General features: G+C 60.1%; 16 protein-coding genes. 8 read left to right on the top strand and 8 right to left on the bottom strand.

The genetic code is table 11. The annotated features are described in order from the left end of the window. Positions 1-91 precede the first annotated feature (91 nt). The 4 genes from IB244_RS29820 to IB244_RS29805 all read right to left on the bottom strand — a co-directional run bounded on the left by IB244_RS29820 (position 92) and on the right by IB244_RS29805 (position 7,850). A complete protein-coding gene (locus tag IB244_RS29820; RefSeq protein WP_018857229.1) occupies positions 92-769 on the bottom strand; it encodes a peroxiredoxin-like family protein in 678 nt (225 codons plus the stop codon). Positions 770-856: 87 nt separating this feature from the next. After that, positions 857-4,114: an adenylate/guanylate cyclase domain-containing protein gene (locus tag IB244_RS29815; protein WP_192306639.1), complete on the bottom strand. Its 3,258-nt coding sequence runs from the start codon at positions 4,112-4,114 to the stop codon at positions 857-859. Positions 4,115-4,236: 122 nt separating this feature from the next. Then, positions 4,237-5,688: a hypothetical protein gene (locus IB244_RS29810; protein ID WP_113471219.1), complete on the bottom strand. Its 1,452-nt coding sequence runs from the start codon at positions 5,686-5,688 to the stop codon at positions 4,237-4,239. An 83-nt stretch (positions 5,689-5,771) separates the two neighbouring features. Next, complete coding sequence (locus tag IB244_RS29805; protein WP_192306637.1) at positions 5,772-7,850, bottom strand: putative bifunctional diguanylate cyclase/phosphodiesterase; 2,079 nt, start codon at positions 7,848-7,850, stop codon at positions 5,772-5,774. Positions 7,851-8,187: 337 nt separating this feature from the next. On the opposite strand from IB244_RS29805, the gene IB244_RS29800 reads away from it, so the two are divergent. The 5 genes from IB244_RS29800 (at position 8,188) to IB244_RS29780 (ending at position 13,410) form a co-directional block, all read left to right on the top strand. Next, complete coding sequence (locus tag IB244_RS29800) at positions 8,188-8,802, top strand: 50S ribosomal protein L25/general stress protein Ctc (RefSeq protein WP_018857233.1); 615 nt, start codon at positions 8,188-8,190, stop codon at positions 8,800-8,802. A 186-nt stretch (positions 8,803-8,988) separates the two neighbouring features. Continuing rightward, on the top strand, positions 8,989-11,349 hold the full coding sequence (locus IB244_RS29795) for an EAL domain-containing protein (RefSeq protein ID WP_113471221.1): 2,361 nt from the start codon (positions 8,989-8,991) through the stop codon (positions 11,347-11,349). A 22-nt stretch (positions 11,350-11,371) separates the two neighbouring features. Further along, positions 11,372-12,091 (top strand): substrate-binding periplasmic protein, encoded by a 720-nt coding sequence (locus IB244_RS29790; protein WP_018857235.1) that lies wholly within the window; start codon positions 11,372-11,374, stop codon positions 12,089-12,091. A gap of 90 nt (positions 12,092-12,181) precedes the next feature. After that, positions 12,182-12,898, top strand: coding sequence for an aminoacyl-tRNA hydrolase (gene pth, locus IB244_RS29785; RefSeq protein WP_113471222.1), 717 nt, complete (start codon positions 12,182-12,184; stop codon positions 12,896-12,898). A gap of 2 nt (positions 12,899-12,900) precedes the next feature. Then, complete coding sequence (locus tag IB244_RS29780; RefSeq protein ID WP_192306635.1) at positions 12,901-13,410, top strand: GNAT family N-acetyltransferase; 510 nt, start codon at positions 12,901-12,903, stop codon at positions 13,408-13,410. Here the strand turns inward: IB244_RS29780 and clpS are convergent. Beyond that, positions 13,356-13,652, bottom strand: coding sequence for an ATP-dependent Clp protease adapter ClpS (clpS, locus tag IB244_RS29775; RefSeq protein WP_192306633.1), 297 nt, complete (start codon positions 13,650-13,652; stop codon positions 13,356-13,358). The genes IB244_RS29780 and clpS overlap by 55 nt on opposite strands. 181 nt (positions 13,653-13,833) lie before the next feature. Between clpS and ychF the strand changes: the two genes are divergently transcribed. Next, positions 13,834-14,937 carry a redox-regulated ATPase YchF gene (gene ychF / locus IB244_RS29770; protein ID WP_113471223.1) on the top strand — a complete coding sequence of 368 codons (1,104 nt, stop codon included), beginning with the start codon at positions 13,834-13,836 and terminating at the stop codon, positions 14,935-14,937. Between the two features lie 23 nt (positions 14,938-14,960). Here the strand turns inward: ychF and IB244_RS29765 are convergent, their stop codons facing one another. After that, the gene (locus tag IB244_RS29765) at positions 14,961-16,040 is read right to left on the bottom strand and encodes a hypothetical protein (protein ID WP_018857240.1); all 1,080 of its coding nucleotides are present in this window, start codon (positions 16,038-16,040) and stop codon (positions 14,961-14,963) included. An 81-nt stretch (positions 16,041-16,121) separates the two neighbouring features. Here IB244_RS29765 and IB244_RS29760 point away from each other — a divergent pair, with 81 nt between their 5' ends. Together IB244_RS29760 and IB244_RS29755 are read left to right on the top strand one after the other, a co-directional pair. Next, a complete protein-coding gene (locus IB244_RS29760) occupies positions 16,122-16,592 on the top strand; it encodes a MaoC family dehydratase (RefSeq protein ID WP_026371798.1) in 471 nt (156 codons plus the stop codon). Next, positions 16,589-17,056: a MaoC family dehydratase gene (locus IB244_RS29755; RefSeq protein WP_018857242.1), complete on the top strand. Its 468-nt coding sequence runs from the start codon at positions 16,589-16,591 to the stop codon at positions 17,054-17,056. Before IB244_RS29760 ends, IB244_RS29755 begins: the two co-directional genes overlap by 4 nt. Before the next feature lie 9 nt (positions 17,057-17,065). On the opposite strand, the gene IB244_RS29750 is transcribed toward IB244_RS29755, so the two are convergent. Continuing rightward, positions 17,066-17,608, bottom strand: a complete 543-nt coding sequence (locus tag IB244_RS29750; protein ID WP_018857243.1) for an adenine phosphoribosyltransferase — start codon at positions 17,606-17,608, stop codon at positions 17,066-17,068. A 116-nt stretch (positions 17,609-17,724) separates the two neighbouring features. Then, a partial coding sequence (locus IB244_RS29745; RefSeq protein ID WP_246734785.1) for a cytochrome c1 occupies positions 17,725-18,017 on the bottom strand: 293 nt, incomplete at its 5' end.

Genomic DNA, 18,017 nt, shown 5'->3' with positions numbered 1-18,017 from the left:
GACAAGTCGGCTTCCGCTTATGCGGGAGCCGAACTCCGTTTTTCGAAAACGAGTAAAAGCGCGACAAGCGGATCTGACTGACCGCAGTCGCTTAGGCAGCAATGTTTGACGCGGCCGACATGACCTCCTCGGGAGCCGGTACGCCGAACATACGTCGGCCATCGTCGGCCACCTCGGTAAAGCACCATCTGACGACGCCGTCGCGGTCAAGAAGGAACTCGCCGACCAGTTGGCCCTCACCCGTCGCAATCATCCGCTTGTCGTCGTCCGTGAACTCGTAACCATCGGCATTGTCGAGGTATTCAACAGCCGCCAGCGGGGCCATCGGCTCAGGCAGGTCAGGCATATCGACGCGCATCGACGTTAGCGTGTCGAGGCTAACCTTGTAGGGCCACGCTGTTTCCGATTGCGTGAACTCGATGTTGGGAAGCCCGAAGGCGCGATGCGATACCCTGTCGGGATCGGAGGCCGCCAGCAGATTGGGCAAGGGATGATACCGGAAATAGAGGCGTGCCCGATCGATAGGCGTATTGACCACCGTCAGACTTTCGATGCCCTTTTGCTGGAGGTCGCCCGCCAGGCTCGCCATCGCGGCGATTTGCCGCCTGCAGAATGGACAGTGGAGCCCGCGAAACAGGCCGACCAAAACCGGCTTCTGTCCTCGGAAGTCATCGATCGATATCTTGCCCTGACGCGTGATCGCATCGAGAATGACGTTCGGCGCGCGGTCACCGGGCTGCAGCGGTCTCTCGCTTTGATTTTCGGGCATGGCACCCTCCTTCATTTGCGCGTCGGCGAGCAAGCCGAGCAGAAGAAAAAATAGCGAAAACTCAGCACCTTACCTGCCGGCATTGAATCAATCCAGGAAGGGCAGCACGACCAGCGCGTCGGGATCCAGCCCATGCCTGACGCAAACATCCTGCGCGAGCGAAAAGTAGCGCTCCGCCTCGGCCATATCGTCCTTTTCCAAGTTCAACGTCGCAAGCCCATCATAGCATGGAAAGAGAAGCTGTGGCTCGCCGATTTCACGCGCGAGCTGAAGCGCTTCCTCGTAGTAGTTCCGAGCCAGGTCCGGTTCCCCGTGACACTGATGGATCTGTCCGAGCACGATGAGGGGCACCGCCAGGTGATCGCGCTGATCCAGCGCCCGGTCGATCTCGATCGCTCTTTCAGCCGCCGGCACTCCCTCCTTGGCACAGTTGTCGGTGAAGGTGCAGCAGGCGACCGCGAGGTTGGCGAAAAGCCGGGCTTGAAAACCGAGGTCGGAGATGCGCTTGGCAACATCGAGGCCCTGGCGACACACATCGATGGCACGCCGCGGATCGACGATCGTATAGAGAACGCCGAGATTGGAATAGGCGCGACAGGCCGCGCCGAGAAGCCCCGCCGTTTCGGCAACCTCCAGACTTCGCTCGACTTCGCGCACCGCCTCGCGGTGCCGCCCCAGCCGCGCCAGCGCCACCCCCTTTGTATTCAGCGCCTCCGCTCGCACCTGCGCAGCCTCCGAGGCCACGGAGCCTTCCCCATCCAATGTTGCAGTGTTGAGGCAGGACAGTGCATCATCGGCCCAACGCGCGGCAGCGGTCTGATCGCCCTTGCGGAAGGCGAGATGCCCACGCTCCTGAAGCAGATGGGCAAGTTCGATGGGTGCATTGCTCACGCTCAACAGCGAGGCGGCCTGCGCATAGTCGGCGTCCGCAAGATCACTTCTGCCCGCAGCAAGATTGAGGCGGCCGAGCTTGCGCAGGATCCGCGCCGCACCCGGCTGATCACCAGCTTCCTTTAAGGTCGTCAGTGCGCGGCCATAGTGTTCGCGGGCCGTCTCCCGCTCCCCCGCCGGCCCGCAGAGATCAGCGAACCGTTCATAGAGAGCAAGCAACTCGGAACCGGCTTGCGGGTTATCCGAAATTGCCGCAAGCGCCTCGCGGTAGAGGCGCATCGCATCGTCGTTTGCGTAGGTCTTGCGGGCCAAATCACCCGCGGCCATGAGGTATCGGACGCCCTTGCTCACCTCGTCGGCCCGGCAGTAGTGACGGCCGAGTTGTGCGATATCCTCGAGTCGAGCGGGTATGCCGTAATGTATTCTCTCGATCGCGGCCCCGATACGCGCATGCAGCTCCTTGCGGCGCTGTAGCAAGAGATTGCCATAGATGGCATCGTGCAATAGCTGCTGCGGGAAGCAATAAGAGATCGCCTTTGCCGAAGCAGCACCAGGCGTTTCCTCAACGACCTCGGCCTCGCAGAGATAATCCAGCCCACGCTCGACACGCTCTGCATCCGATGCGACGGCGCGAAGCAATGCCAGATCGAAGCGTGGACCTATAACGGCAGCTTCCTGCGCCAAACGCTTGACGTCGGGCGGCAGGCGGTCGACGCGCGCCAGCAGCATCGCCTGCAGGCTCATCGGCACCTCGGTTCCCATTTCGCCACCCGCCATGCGCCAGCATCCGTTCTCGAAATGAAGTGCCTCGGTCTCGATCAGCGCCCGTACGATCTCCTCGATAAACAGCGGATTGCCGCCCGCTCGCGCGAGAATTCGTGAGCGCGTCTTCGCAGGCACGGAACTGTCCACGCCAAAGAATTGCGTCAGCAGAGCCTCGCCATCCTTACTCGAAAGCGGCGCGAGCCGCATGACGGTGCGGTTGATCCGGCTTGACTCCAGGCCTTCGCCCTCGGCAACCGACCGTCCTGTCGTCAGCATCATCAGGCGCGTACGTTCGAGCCGGTCCAGGACGAAGCGTAGCGCCTCGATCGAAGCGGCATCCGCCCAATGGAGATCCTCCACCACCAGCAGCAGTGGGCTTAGCGACAGCCGCCGTTCAAAGATCGTACGCGTGGCGTAAAAGATCTGCCGCCGCAACTGCTCTGGCTCGACATACCGCAGCGCTCCATCCGGATCGCCGAGGCCCAAGACATGAGAAAGGAGCGGCGTCAGACCCGCGACCTCGCTCTCGCTAAAACCAAGGTCGACCAATCCCGTTGCCAGCAGTTCGGCCGTCCGGGCTGCGGTTTCCCGCTCAGCTATCCCGTAGGCGCTGCGTAGAACCGATGCTAGCGTCCCATAAGATTGCTCCCCGAGGGGTGAGCAGACGGCACGCCGTACCACCACCTGCCCGAACCGCTCGGCTTCGGCGACGTTCTGCAGAAACTCCTTGACCAATCTTGACTTGCCGATGCCAGCCTCACCGACGAGCTGGACGAGTTGCGCATTGCCGCCACTGGCGCGATCCAGGCAATTTGACATCCGCGACAGTTCCGAGTCACGCCCGATGAGTTCGGCGTGCAGGCCTAGGCTTTCCAAACCGCGCGCGGCGTGAGGCGTCTCCATCCGTCCGAGGAGACGATGTACCTGTACATTTCCCGTCTTCCCGCGAAGGGCAAGCGAACCGAGATTGTCGAACGCGAACGCATGCCGCGTCAGACGGTAGGTTACCGGGCCTACCAGTATCTCGCCTGGACCCGCCATCGTTTGCAGTCGTTGGGCCGTATTCACTGTATCGCCGGTCACCGAGTAGGATCGCGCAGCCGCCGCTCCGAAACCACCGCTGACCACCGGCCCTGTGTTGATGCCGACATGCAGCTGCAGCGGATCTCCACCGGCCAGATCCAGCCATTTGGCGCCAAGGCGGTCAGCACCCGCAATCATGTCGAGTGCTGCGCAAAGGGCACGATCGGGATCGTCCTCATGTGCTGTCGGGGCCCCGAACAGCGCAAGCAACGCGTCACCGACAAACTTGTCAACATAGCCGCCATAAGCCTCCACGGCCCGCGTCAACTCCTCGAACAGTTCGTTCTGCAGCGAGCGCATCAGTTCCGGGTCAGTTCTCTCGCTGAGCGCAGTAAAGCCGCAGAGATCGGCAAACAGAACGGTCAGCGGACGCCGGTCGGCGGCATCGTCAGGCATGGATGTAGGCGGGACTGCACGCGGCGGCGGTTCGGCAGGAACTGCACGACCTTCGGTCGGGCCAAGAGGTGTTCCACATTTTGGGCAAAACGCAAAATCGGGCTGGCATGTCTCGCCACAGGAGGCGCAGACGATCGGTTGTCTTGCGCCGCACTTCGGGCAGAACGCAAAACGACTTTCGATCGCAAAACCACAGGCGGCACAATTCATCGGCCTGCCTCTCTGAGCGCACCGGCCTCACCTAGAGAGCCGACACTGGCAACACAGCATGGACCTGCCGGGGGCGCCCCGCAAGGCCCCTCGCCTTGAGCTGCAAGGCTAACGTAGCAGGCTCAATCCGCGCCCTTGATGACCTGGCCGTTGATCGTGACGGAGCCGTTTTGCGCGACGCTGATATCCCAGCGTTGACGCCCGTCGGGATCAGTCTTCGCAAAGCCCTTGGCCATCATCAGGCCGAACGACACCTGATTGAGCTCGGCGTTGGTCTTCGCAAGCTCCTGAACGGCGGCGATCGTCTTGTCGAGATCACGCGCCAGAACCGTCGCTTCCATGGAATAATCCTTGGAAGTATCGATCCGTCCGCGGACCTTTGCGGAAATCTCGGCATCGTAAACGCTCGAGACCGCGCTGATCTTCGGGAACTCCATGATCAATTCGCCGCCCTTGAAGAGCCGCTCGACCGCCTTCTTGCCGCTATCTTCTGACGATGCGCCGCTGAAATCGACCTTGAGAAACTCATCGCCGAACGCCGCAAAATCCATGTTGGGTATCGCCAACTGCAGCTGCAATTGCCGGGGCACGAAGTCTGAATAGGCCGCAGGAACGATCGCGCTCGCGAAACTGATTTGATCCGCCGTCACACCCACTCCAAAGCGCGTCGCGTCGGTCGCGCCGTCGAGTGCAACCTCATAATTGAGGTTCTTGGCGCCACCGTTACCCGCGGCACTCGACACTGTGAGATTGTTGAAGTCGATCGTTTCGTTGAAGCTCGTCAGCAACGGAAACGCGTCACGAAGCATTTCCTTCAACTTCTCGCCGTCCGCCACAGCAAGTTTCTTCTCGTCGGCGTGGTCGGCCACGAACATGATGATGTCGCGAACCTTGTTCACGGGCAGGCCGTTCACCGCCGCTGCGAAATCGATTGTGTCAGCGCGGATTTCGACCGGAGGCACTTCGCGACTGCTGATCTTCTCTAGGAATCCCGCGGCCGAGCCGCTGGTGGCAAAATTCGTCGTGCCGGCCGCAGCACCCTCCGACGACGTCAGTTTGTATTTCATGCTATCAAAGCCGGCGCTTACTTCCTCGGCTTCGGTCTTGGATGAGAAATTCACGGCCTTCGTAGAGAAGTCGCCCGAGCGGAGATAGCTGATCGCCGGGTCGAAAACGCCACTGAAAATGAAGGTCTCGATGATGTAGGCAAATTCCGTCTTTGGCTGTCCCGACGCCTTGAAGCTGCCAGACACATTGAGGGAATTGTTCCCCTCCACGCTCCACAGACCGGTATCCAATCGCGTTGCGAACATCGACCACGGCGTCAAGCCGGTGACTGTAAAGCTGCCCGGATCGATGCTCTTCAGAAGCTTCGCAAAATCATAGATGATCTCGTAGCGTGTCCCAGCCGGATTGACGGTCACGAAACCGTCTTTCGCCACTCTCTTCGGCAGCAGTCTCGTCAGGCTTTCTTGAACCTGCCTGGCCCCAGCCTGGTTGATGTCAGCGGCATAGGCCGCAGATGCCAAGGCGAGCGCGATCGTACTCGTTGCCGCAATAAGATTGAGCCGCATATCCGAACTCCTCCGCCGCTTGTGTTTTGCGAGCATGTGAGGTTTCCGCGCGGCGGATGTCAAGCCGTGTTGCAGTGCGGTGGTCAGGCCGCCGCATCGGCCCTCGAAGCAACGACCTGGCGATCTGTCGCGTCTGTTCCATCGCCATTGACGAGGGCCTCGATGTCTGGACGTGGCATCGGCTTTCCGAAGAGGAAGCCCTGCACCTGAAGGCAACCTTCGCGGCGGAGGAAATCGACGTGCTCTTCGCGTTCTACGCCTTCGGCGAGAACCGGAATATCAAGGCTCTGCGCAAGAATGAGCGTTGAGCGAACGATCGCTGCCGACTGCTTGTTGGTGACGACGCCATCGACAAAAGCACGGTCGATCTTGATCTTGTCGAACGGGAAGCTTTGCAGCGTGGAGAGAGACGAATAGCCGGTGCCGTAGTCGTCCATTGCCACCTTGACGCCGAGCTCCTTCAGCCGGCGGATGGCGTTCAACGCGTGCCCGTGGTCGGCAATGATGCCGGTCTCCGTAATCTCGAGTTCGAGGCGTGGCGGTACCAGACCCGTTTCGGCGAGAATCTGCTGTACAATCTGCGGCAGGCGGCTGTCTGCGAGCTGTTGGGCCGCGACATTAACCGCTATGCTCAAGGGGTTCTTCCAGCTGGCCGCTTCCACGCAGGCGTTACGCAACACCCATTCGCCGAGCTCCATGATGAAACCCGTTTTCTCGGCGATCGGGATGAATTCGACCGGCGAGATGTAGCCGCGCGTCGGGTGTTTCCAGCGCAGCAACACCTCGAAACCCAACACCGCACGCGTCATGGTATCGTTCTGCTGCTGATAAAAGAGTTCGAATTCGCCCCTCTTCAGCCCTTCGCGCATCTCGATCGCCAGCGCACTTCGTTCCCGCGCTGCTTCGTCCATCGAGGGATCGTAGAAGCAGATACTGCTCCCCGCCGTCGTCTTGGCACGATACATGGCAACGTCAGCCTGCGAAAGCAGGTCATCGACGGTGCGCGCCTTGTCCGGAAAGCTGGAGATGCCGATGCTGGACCCGACGCTAAGCGACTGGCCATTCCACTCGACCGGTCGCTCGATCTCGTCGAGCAGGCGCTGCGCAACACTTCTGGCCTCGGAGCGGCCAACGTGATCGCGCATGACGACCACAAATTCATCGCCGCCGATCCGGGCCACGAACTGTCCCTTTTGCATGACCTTCACCAGCCGCTCGCCGATCGCCCGCAGCACGGCGTCGCCAGCCGCGTGACCATGCACATCGTTGATCTCCTTGAACCGATCGAGGTCGAAGCAGAGAGCGGCGACATTCCAGCCGATTTCATGGGTCCGTTTGGTCACGGTGGCGAGATGTTCGTTCAGCGCCGCGCGGTTTGCGAGGTTCGTCAGTGGATCGTGAAGCGAGAGATGACGATAGCGAGCGACGGCCGCTTCCGTCGACTGCATGTCGATAATGTAGGTGGATGCGCCGAGGAGCAGGATGATGACCATGACGGTACCGACCAAGCTGGTCATCACGCCCACCGAGAGAATTTCGCGAGGAACTGCGACCGTCACATCCGGGACGATCGTCATGCCCGCCATGCCGAGGAAATGCGTGGAAACGATCGCAAGGATCAGCGGCAAGGCCGCCCCAACCGGGCTTAAGCGCGCCGTCGGCCGCACAAGCCGGCGCGCCATGAGCGCGCCAAAACCGGCCGCCGCAATCAGCGAGGTAACGACATAGGCAGTATTCCATTGGACCTCGCCGGCCACCTTGTAGCCGGCAATACCGACGTAATGCATCGCTGCGACACCAAGGCCGACGATTGCGCCCCCGGCCTCGACAAGCGCGTCCTGGCTTCGCATCGAGGCGACCGAAAAGCCGATCATGGCGGAGGCGATGCCGATGAAAAGCGACAGCAGCGTCAGATCCGACTCATAACCGCTGAGCGTCGGCGCTCGGAAGCCAAGCATGGCGATGAAATGGGTCGTCCAAATTGTCGCGCCGCCGACGAACCCTGACAGGAACAGCCAATTGAATTTCTGGAACCCATGGGTGCGCCGAACCCGCGAAAAAAGCCGTACCGTGAGTAGCGAGCCAAGCAGGCAGATCACGGTTGCAAAGGTCAGGTGCGGCCAGCTGTGTTCGGCTGCAATGCAGGTAAGGAGACGTGGCATCGGAGAGACCAGGTTGCGTTTTGGCCTTCATAACCGCGCCGACATTTTGTATTACTTAATCTCTGGGGGAAATCCGGCCGTATAGTTAAGCCTTCGCGATCCGCTTCAACTTCCGCAACCGTTGCCTGGTGCCACTCGCCAAGTGCTTGTCCCGCACCATGATCCCCGCCACCTGTAAGGCACCAGCTTGCGTTTCCGTCACATCTATACTATAGCGCACGCGTCCGCGCAGACACCCTTGGAGGCAACGCGGATGAGGATGGGGTAACCCGCCTCCAGTTCCGCGGCAAGCATAGGCCTCCGCGGGGCTCTCCAAATAACCTCGGAAGGAAAAGTCATGAGCCACGAAAGCTACGAGCTCAAGGCCGAGGCGCGCGAACGGGTTGGTAAGGGGTCCGCCCGTGAACTTCGCCGCAACGGTTTGATTCCCGCTGTCATCTATGGTGACAAGCAGGCCCCCATTTCTATCGCTCTCAACACCAATGAGGTGACGAAGCGCATTCATGCCGGTGGTTTCATGACCACGATCGCGACCATCGAGGTCGACGGCAAGAAGTACAAGGTTCTGCCGAAGGACTACCAGCTGGATCCCGTCCGTGACTTCACGATGCACGTGGACTTCCTGCGCGTTTCCGGCAACACCCAGGTCACGGTTGAAATCCCGGTTCACTTCATCAACGAAGAGAAGTCCCAGGGTCTCAAGGCTGGCGGCGTTCTGAACATCGTTCGTCACGAAATCGAAGTTCACTGCCCGGCTGATGCGATCCCGGAATTCTTCAACGTTGACCTGAACGGCAAGAAGATCGGCGACAGCATCCACATTTCCGACCTTACCCTGCCCAAGGGTGTAACGCCGACCATTTCCGATCGCGACTTCACGATTGCGACGGTTATCGCCCCGGCTGGCGGCGTTGACGAAACGGTTGCAGAAGAAGGCGAAGCAGAAGCCTGATCGCTTCCATGATTTGTAAAGCATAGGGCCCGCTTTCTCTCGAAGGCGGGCCCTTTTCATTGGTTGCAAGGAGCCTGTTTCAGCAACATTTAATACATTTCATGGAAGCATGCCGGTACGTTTTTGAAAGACCCACGGGCGTCGAAAACCGTGAATGCAAAGTGCGGCTGGGAGCAAAACGGAACAATGCACAATTCCGTTGAAAATCGTTTTTTGGCAATCATTTGCGGAGCTTTGCTGCTCTTCGTTGCTCCACTGTTCGTCCTTTTTCTTTTTCTTTCTTCCGAGCGCGCAGACAAGGAAATACGCGACCACATCTCGGTTCTTCTTGTCGCCAATTCTCAGGCCCTCGCCAAGCCGCTCTGGGACCTTGATGATGACAGCGTGACGCAGATCAGCGCGACGATCGTTTCGCAGGGCGCGATCGTCAAGGTCCAGGTTCGCGACCAGTCCGGCCAGCTGGACGTCACGCAGTCGACCATACCGAAGTCGTTCAACGGCAACCTCGTCCAGGTGTCGCGCGCGATCATATACAACACGATCGACGGCCCGAAGAACCTGGGCACGATCTCCGTGTTCTATCCAGCGCTCGGTCTCTTCTCCGGCCTCAAGCACGAAGAGATCGTCTTCATGTCGATCTTCATCTTCGCGGTGCTGGCCGTCTTCAGCGCCGCCTTGATCGGCAATCGAATCTTCATCATCCGGCCACTGATGCGCCTGACGGCAGCCGTCGAGGCAACCCGCCAGCTGGGCTCGCGTCATCACGTCAACTGGCAATCGAACGACGAGATGGGACGCCTCGCCAGCGGCTTCAATGAGATGCAGTCGAAGCTCGAAAGCGAGGAGCGCGAATTGAAGCTCGCGCATCGCCGTGCCGTCGACATTTACGACCTGACGCCGGCGATGCTGTTCTCGCTCGACGAGGATGACCGCATAACGGCGGTCAGCGACTATTGGCTCGTCGCGACCGGCTATGAGCGGCCGCAGGTGGTCGGCCGCAGGTTTGCAGACCTCGTTACACCAGATACGCGTGAGGCCTTCCTCGGGCGCAAGAATGACCTCGATGGCGGCGCCGCATTCGACGTGACGGTCAAGTTCATATGCGCCAGCGGCAGCATCATGGATGTGCTCATCCTTGAATCGACAGCAGCCACCGCGGGTCATGACCGGCTCTCGCTGTCGGTAATGACCGATGTCACCGAGCTGAAAGCTTCCGAGGCACGCAATCACGAGCAAGCAATCCGCGACCATCTGACCGGCCTGCTGAACCGTCAGGGTTTCGAGTCCGTGCTCGATACCAAAATTCAGCAGGCGGACGCGCTCGGTCAGGAACTTGCCTGCCTGTTCGTCGACCTCGACCGTTTCAAATGGATCAACGACAATCTCGGCCATGCCGAGGGTGACAGGGCTCTTCGGGAGTTTGTCGACCGATTGAGGATGCATCTGGCGCCATCGGACCAGGCGGCACGCCTGGGCGGCGACGAATTCGCAATCCTTCTGCCGGCAAAAGATGCCGCGCGGCGGGCGGGCGCGATGGCCGAGCAGATCGCCTCCATCTTTGTCGAGCCGTTCGGTCCGGACCTGCATTTGAGCGCCAGCGTCGGCATCGCCATCTACCCGCGTCATGCCGCGAACGCTGCCGAGCTGTTGCAGAAGTCTGACATGGCCATGTACGCGAAGAAGCGCGACGGCAAGAACGGTGCGCAGCTCTTCGACAACCGCATGATGGACCACACTAGGGCTCGCGCCGAAATCGAGACCTACATCGAGGCAGGCCTCGCGGAGGATTGGTTCGACGCCTATTTGCAGCCGATTGTCAGCCTCAACGGCCGCGGAGTCGCCGGTTTCGAGGCGCTGATGCGCCTGAACCATCCGCAAAAGGGTTTGATGGCGCCGGCCGAGATCATCAATGTCGCGGAGGAGACGGGCAAGATCATTCGCGTCGGTAATGTCATTATGGAGAAGGCGATCGCCCACCTTGCAGCCATTTCCAGGCTGCCGGGCATGCAGGACAGCTATCTCGCCATCAACTTCTCTCCTTTGCAGTTCGAAGCCGCCCTGCCCGCGCGCCTTGCCGCATTGCTTGGCCGCCACGGCATCCTCCCGCAGCGCATCGTCGTCGAAATCACGGAGGCAGTGTTGATGCATAACAATCCGCTGATCCGCACTATCGTTACCGAGATGCGCCGCTTCGGCTGCCGGATTGCCCTCGACGACTTCGGCACGGGCTATTCGTCGCTGAGCTATCTCAATCGCTTCCCGGTCGACATCATCAAGATCGACCAGTCGTTCACCCGGTCAATAAACGACGCCAACGACGACGTTCGCCAAAAGAGCCGCACGCTGGTGGAGAGCATCACGACGCTGTCCCACAGGATGGGCTGCACCGTTATCGCCGAGGGTATCGAGACCGAGGACGAATGCCACACGCTGCACGATATGGGCCTCGACTTCGGTCAGGGATACCTATTCCATCGTCCGCAGCATGCCGCCGCTCTGATCGAGCGCCTGTCAGCGTCGGGCCAGCTCATCGCACGAGCTTCGTGAACCGGGGAAGAAGAGCAACACGATGAAGAGACTGCTGCTTTCTATTCTGTTGAGCCTCGGTGCCTCGACACATGCCATTGCCGCCGGCGTCACACTCGCCACGGAGGAATACCCCCCCTTCAGCTACCGCGACGGAAAGACCGTAAAAGGCGCGTCGGTCGAGCAGGTCGAAAAAGTGATGAAGGACGCCGGGATCGACTACACGATCGAGATGATGCCTTGGGCCAGGGCCTACAATCTTGCCCAGACCACCCCTATGAGCTGCGTCTTTACGACCGCTCACAATGCGAAGCGCGACCCGATGTTCAAATGGGTCGAACCCCTGCTGGTCGATCGCAACATCCTCATCACCAGAACGGGCTCCGGCGTGGCAGCCAAGGATCTAGAGGAAGCCAAGAAGTATACGGTCGGTACCCAGCGCGAAGACTATACGGAGATGACACTGAAGGAGAGCGGCTTCACGAAGCTCGACGTCACCACTGACTTCAATTCGACGCTGCGCAAGCTGCTCAATGGCCGCATCGACATGATGCCTATCACCGAAATCTACTTCGAGAAGCTCAAGGCAGAACAACCCTTGGAGAAGGTCACGGTGCTTTCCACGCAACAAATGGGGATCGCCTGCGAAAAGGACTTCCCTGGCGACCTGCTGGCCAAGATGCAGGCGGCGCTGGACAAGCTGATTGCCGACGGCACGCAGAAGTCCATCTTCATCACGTATGGCCTGAGCCCCGCAGACTGATTTTTCAACGTTTGCGGTCTCGCCGTCTTGACTTTGACGCCGTTTCGCGGTGGTGAACGCATAAAGCACATTGCAAGGAATGAACGAGCCATGCTTGTTATCGCGGGTCTCGGCAATCCCGGTGGCAAATACGCCGGAAACCGCCACAACATCGGCTTCATGGCAGTCGATGCCATCTACCGCCGCCATAGTTTTTCGCCCTGGTCGAAGAAGTTCAAGGCCGAGATCGCCGAAGGCGAAATTGCAGGCGAGAAGGTGCTGCTCATCAAGCCGCAGACCTATATGAACCTCTCGGGCGAAGCCGTCGGCGAGGCCATGCGCTTCTACAAGCTGCAGCCGGCCGACCTCGTCGCAATCTATGATGAACTCGACCTGCCGTCAGGCAAGGCACGCCTCAAGACGGGCGGCGGCCATGGCGGTCATAACGGCATCAAATCGCTCGACGCTCATTGTGGCAAGGAATATCGCCGCCTGCGGCTCGGCATCGGCCACCCTGGTGTCAAGGAATTGGTGCAGCATCACGTGCTCGGCGACTTCGCCAAGGCCGATCAGGCTTGGCTCGAGCCGTTGCTGGATGCACTTGCCGATAACGCCGACCTGCTGGTTCGCAAGGAAGACTCCCAGCTGATGAACAAGCTGGCACTTGCACTCGGCGGCAAGGCCGAAGAAGAAACGCCGAAGCCAGAGAAAAAGCCGGTGGCGAAGTCTCATATCCGCGCGGCCCGCAACAACAACCAGCCGAAGTTGCCCACAACAGGACCAATGGCCGAAATGCTGAAGAAGATGTTCGGCAACAAGGGTGATTGAGTATGTCAATCGACGAACTCGTCATTCGTTCCGCCGAGGCCGCCGACCTTCCGAGCCTGCTTGCTCTCTACCATGACCTAAACCCTGCTGATCCGGTCATCGACCGCGAGCGTGCCGAAGAGCGGTTCGAAGCGATCCTCGCGCAACCGGGAATGACTGTCTTCGTCGGCATCGCAGGTCAGGCCGCCGCTTCGTCCGTGACGCTGATCGTCGTCCCCAACCTGACCAGGAACGGTGCATCCTATGCGCTGATCGAAAACGTCGTCACGGCGGCCCGCAACAGGCAGCGGGGCTACGGACGGGTGCTGATCCAGCACGCCATCGAAACCGCATGGAAAGCAGGTTGTTACAAGGTGATGCTGCTAACCGGCTCGAAGGATCCTGCGACGCTGCGCTTCTACGAGAACTGCGGCTTCACGCAGGACAAGACAGGCTATCAGGTCCGGCGCGCCGACAACTACTCCTCCGGCTCCGCCGTCAACATCAGCGGAAAACCGGCCTCCTTGGCATAATCCATCGCCTCCTTGACCTTCGTCTCGGCGATATCCTTCGTGCAGACCACAACAACGCTTGATCCCATCTTGTGCGCCGTCATCATCACACGGTAGCCGGTCTCCTCACTCATGAGGATCATCACCACGAATTCGCGCGGCGTGTAATCGTCATTGAAAAGGATCACCTTATAGAGCTTCGGCCGGTCCAGCTTCGGCTTCGACTTTGTCTTCGGTTTAAGGGCAATATCGTTGTCACTCATCGGAAACCCACCCGTTGATGACATGGAGAGGCGAGAACGTTCGCCGATGTCTATATTGCGCTGCAAGGGCGGGCGTTCAACCCCTCAGAATGCAAGAGACTTGCGCTAAAAGCTTGACCGCAAGGCGCGTTTTATCCCATAGCCAGCACCAACGAATTCAAGAACAGCAGGTTTTCAGGCCATGGGCTTCAAATGCGGTATCGTCGGTCTGCCGAATGTCGGCAAATCGACACTCTTCAACGCGCTCACCAAAACGGCAGCAGCGCAAGCGGCAAACTATCCCTTCTGCACGATCGAGCCGAACACCGGCGAAGTCGCCGTTCCAGATCCCCGCATGCAGAAGCTGGCGGCAATCGCCGGCTCCAAGGAAATCATCCCGACCCGCATCTCCTTCGTCGACATCGCCGGCTTGGTGCGCGGCGCGTCGAAGGGTGAAGGTCTCGGCAACAAGTTCCTCGCCAACATCCGGGAAGTCGATGCCGTCGTGCATGTGCTGCGCTGCTTCGAGGACGACGACATCACCCACGTCGAGGGCCGCATCAACCCGGTCGGCGATGCCGACACGATCGAGACCGAGCTGATGCTCGCCGACCTCGAAAGCCTTGAGCGCCGCGTCGAGCAGACCCGCAAGCGCGCCACCGGCAAAGACAAGGACTCGATGGCACAGCTGCCGGTCATGGAATCCGTGATCAAGCTGCTGAACGAAGGCAAGCCCGCACGCCTGCTCTTGAAGACGCTGGCGGCCGAGGAGATCGAGATCCTCAAGGGCCTCAACCTCCTGACGTCGCATCCGGTCCTTTATGTCTGCAACGTCGCGGAAGCCGACGCTTCGACCGGCAACGAACACACAAAGGCAGTCGCCGCCATGGCCGAGAAGCAGGGCGCCGAATGCGTCATCATCTCGGCCGCGATCGAGTCCGAAGTGGCCCAGCTTCCCGAAGAAGAAGCAACCGAGTTCCTATCGGCGCTCGGCCTCGAGGAAGCCGGGCTCGACCGGCTGATCCGTGCCGGTTACCATCTGCTCGACCTGATCACCTATTTCACCGTCGGCCCCAAGGAAACCCGCGCCTGGACGATCGTTCGCGGCACCAAGGCGCCACAGGCTGCCGGCGTCATCCACACCGACTTCGAACGCGGCTTCATCCGCGCCTTCACCATCTCCTACGACGACTACATCAACTTCAAGGGTGAAGTCGGCGCCAAGGAAGCAGGCAAGGGCCGTGACGAAGGCAAGGAATATGTCGTCCAGGACGGCGACGTGATCCACTTCCGCTTCAACACCTAAAGCGGAACCGAGGCGACTGCCGCCTATGCCGGCGGCAGTTTCTCCTGGATCGCTACCGGCAGCCGGCGCATCACGAACCGCCGAAGCGGCATCCATCCGGTCCCAATGACGAGCACGATCACGCCAACGGTCAGAAGCGTGATGTAAATATAGGTATCGACGCGCGCGTCCCCCTGGCGGAAGATGCCGTAGACAGCAAAGCCCAGCGATACCAATCCCGATGTCACGAAGGCACGCCGGTCGATGACAAGCCCGATCAGCATGAGCGCGATGACGGTCGCGATGACCACCGGCGTGCGAAACGACACGGTCTGCAACGCGGCAAGCGTACCGCCGCTGAGCCCCGCAAGCGAAATGACGCTATAGAGCAAAGCCGGCGCGGCACCCAAATGAAGCCAGAAGGCAACGTCGGAATTGACTGTACGACGCAGCGGGTCCCGCAGGTCGAATGTCATGGCCAAGGCAAAAAGACCGACCGCACACGCGATCGCGATGATCGACAACACGAGCGGATGATTGACCTCGAACAGAGGATCGCCGGTCAGCCAGCCAAGCGCGCGCAGGACCAGCTGCAGAAAGACCACAGCCGCCCCCATGATCGTCAGGGCAAGCGCGAGCGGTACGCGATAAAGCAGATAGAAGAGCCCCAGCACGACTGGAAAGGCAAGGGTGTACTGCAGCGCAACGTTGCCACCTATCGCAACGAAGGAAAGTGAGTCGTCCAGCCACTGCGCGGCCGCACTTGCCGTCCAGACGGCAAGTGCGATCGTTAGCGCAACGGCCGGCAGCGCCAGCCTTTGACGCCGAACAAGGATCTCGGCAAGGACAACGATTGCCGGCAGCACGGCATAGATCGAAGCGATGCCCCAAAGGCCGGCCAAAGCTACGATGATGCCGATGGTTATCAGGACGTCGTGAAAGCCGCGTACGAAGCTCGGCGTTTCGGTATCCGAAAAAGGCGCCAACGGTCTGTGCAATTCGGGCGAAGGCTGATCGACCTTGACGCCGCGCGCAATCAGGAACGGCAGTAGCCGGTCAGCAGCCTGGCGCGCAATGATGCCTTCACGCTCAGCCTCATCGAGGATCAACTTCAGTTCTGGCATGTTCAAAATCTCGTGGGAATCGTTGAGTCGCGTCGAATGCTATTGTAGTCGTTCTGAAACTCCTACGAGGTGAAGAAGAATTTGTCCGATCAGAAACTCGCCTTTGAAGATTTTCAGCCGGGTCGGCGTTTTGCGCTCGGCCCGAGAGCAGTAACGGCAGAGGAGATCATCGAGTTCGCGCGCGAATTCGACCCGCAGCCGATGCATGTCGACGAGGCAGCGGGCCGCGCCAGCATTCTCGGTGGACTGGCGGCATCCGGCTGGCACACGTCCGCGCTGTTCATGCGCATGATGGCGGAGAGCTTTCTCGTCAATTCGTTCTCCCAAGGTGCGCCCGGTGTCGATTTCATGGAATGGCGAAAGCCTGTCCTTGCCGGCGATACGCTCTCCGGCCATTCGACGGTCATCGAGTCGCGCGCGCTGCGCTCGAGACCGGGCATCGGTATGGTGAAATTTTGCCACGAGGTCGAAAACCAGAAGGGCGAACTCGTCTGCCTCTCAGCGAACTCGATCATGTTCGCCCTGCGTGACATGCTGGAGAAGACCGCATGATCATGGCTGAACGCTACGCCAGTGGCGAAAAGACAGAAATCGGCAGCTACCTGTTCACGGCCGAGCGCATCGTACACTTCGCGGAGCGCTTCGACCCGCAGCGGTTCCATTTGGATGCCGAGGCAGCGAAGTCTTCGCTCTTTGGCGGCCTTTGCGCGTCGGGATGGCACACCTGCGCGGCATGGATGAAAACCTTCGTTGCCTACTGGAGCGCGGAATGCGCGCGACTGGCAAGCGAGGGTATCAAGCCGCCCAAGCTTGGCCCCTCTCCCGGCTTCACGAAACTTCAATGGCTCCGGCCGGTCTTCGCCGACGAGGAAGTGACCTATTCCGTCACGCTGCTTTCGAGCCGCCCGCTGGTGTCCCGCCCGGGGCGTCGCTTGAACACCATTTTTTGCGAGGGGGTGCTCGCTGACGGCACGCCGGTGGTCCGGTTCGAAAGCACCGTCATCGAATTTGAATAGTCGCGGGCCTCAGTGGCCCGCGAATTCCACCAGCGTGCGAACGTCCACGCCAAGCTCTTCCAGTTTTCGGCGACCGCCAAGGTCCGGCAGGTCGATGACGAAGCAGGCAGAAACAACCTCCGCCCCCATCTGCCGTAGAAGCTGCGTGGCGGCGACGGCCGTTCCTCCGGTCGCAATCAGGTCGTCGACGAGGATAACCTTCTCGCCCGGCTGAACCGCATCCAGGTGCATTTCCATCTCGTCCACGCCATATTCAAGGCTGTAAGCAACGCGCACCGTATCGCGTGGCAGTTTGCCTTTCTTCCGGATCGGCACAAACCCGGCGGAGAGCTGGTGTGCGACGGCGCCGCCCAGGATGAAGCCCCGCGCTTCGGTTCCGGCAATCTTGTCGATCTTCAGGCCCGCATAGGGTTGGACCAGTTCATCAACGGCGCGGCGGAAGGCACGCGGATTGCCGAGAAGCGTGGTAATGTCGCGAAAAATGATACCGGGCTTGGGGTAATCCGGGATGGAGCGGATGCTGGCTGCTAGCTCCGAAATCGTATCACTCATGGAATGTCCGTATTCTGCAGGGCTTCAATTCGGCTGCACCCTATCAACTGCCAGTGCCGGAACCAACAAAAAAGGCGGCCCGAAGGCCGCCTTTCCCTAAACTCTGGGCAAATCCCTCAGTGTTCCTTGTTTGCGTAGACGGAGCGCTTGGTCAGGTAGATCAGTCCGGAGAAGATGACCAGGAAGACCATGACCATGAAGCCGGTGCGCTTGCGCTCCTCGAGATGCGGCTCGGCGGCCCACATCAGGAAGGAGGAGACGTCCTTGGCGTACTGGTCGACGGTCGCCGGCGATCCGTCGTCATAGGTGACCTGGCCGTCGGAGAGCGGCTTTGGCATGGCGAGAGCAGCAGCACCGGCGAAGTACGGGTTGTAGTGCGTGCCCTCGGCCACCTGGACGCCGGCCGGCG

The organism is Rhizobium sp. RHZ02, from assembly GCF_014851575.1.
In the GTDB taxonomy this organism is placed as follows: Bacteria; Pseudomonadota; Alphaproteobacteria; order Rhizobiales; family Rhizobiaceae; genus Rhizobium; species Rhizobium altiplani.
This window is presented reverse-complemented; position numbering and strand designations above follow the sequence as displayed.

What these genes read in the sequence shown, in the direction of transcription:
- IB244_RS29805 (WP_192306637.1), bottom strand. Translation starts at nt 7,850, where the DNA reads ATGCCACGTCTCCTTACCTGCATTGCAGCCGAACACAGCTGGCCGCAC.
- ychF (WP_113471223.1), top strand. Translation starts at nt 13,834, where the DNA reads ATGGGCTTCAAATGCGGTATCGTCGGTCTGCCGAATGTCGGCAAATCG.
- IB244_RS29765 (WP_018857240.1), bottom strand. Translation starts at nt 16,040, where the DNA reads ATGCCAGAACTGAAGTTGATCCTCGATGAGGCTGAGCGTGAAGGCATC.
- IB244_RS29800 (WP_018857233.1), top strand. Translation starts at nt 8,188, where the DNA reads ATGAGCCACGAAAGCTACGAGCTCAAGGCCGAGGCGCGCGAACGGGTT.
- IB244_RS29750 (WP_018857243.1), bottom strand. Translation starts at nt 17,608, where the DNA reads ATGAGTGATACGATTTCGGAGCTAGCAGCCAGCATCCGCTCCATCCCG.
- IB244_RS29780 (WP_192306635.1), top strand. Translation starts at nt 12,901, where the DNA reads ATGTCAATCGACGAACTCGTCATTCGTTCCGCCGAGGCCGCCGACCTT.
- pth (WP_113471222.1), top strand. Translation starts at nt 12,182, where the DNA reads ATGCTTGTTATCGCGGGTCTCGGCAATCCCGGTGGCAAATACGCCGGA.
- IB244_RS29820 (WP_018857229.1), bottom strand. Translation starts at nt 769, where the DNA reads ATGCCCGAAAATCAAAGCGAGAGACCGCTGCAGCCCGGTGACCGCGCG.
- IB244_RS29755 (WP_018857242.1), top strand. Translation starts at nt 16,589, where the DNA reads ATGATCATGGCTGAACGCTACGCCAGTGGCGAAAAGACAGAAATCGGC.
- IB244_RS29815 (WP_192306639.1), bottom strand. Translation starts at nt 4,114, where the DNA reads ATGAATTGTGCCGCCTGTGGTTTTGCGATCGAAAGTCGTTTTGCGTTC.
- IB244_RS29810 (WP_113471219.1), bottom strand. Translation starts at nt 5,688, where the DNA reads ATGCGGCTCAATCTTATTGCGGCAACGAGTACGATCGCGCTCGCCTTG.
- clpS (WP_192306633.1), bottom strand. Translation starts at nt 13,652, where the DNA reads ATGAGTGACAACGATATTGCCCTTAAACCGAAGACAAAGTCGAAGCCG.
- IB244_RS29795 (WP_113471221.1), top strand. Translation starts at nt 8,989, where the DNA reads ATGCACAATTCCGTTGAAAATCGTTTTTTGGCAATCATTTGCGGAGCT.
- IB244_RS29790 (WP_018857235.1), top strand. Translation starts at nt 11,372, where the DNA reads ATGAAGAGACTGCTGCTTTCTATTCTGTTGAGCCTCGGTGCCTCGACA.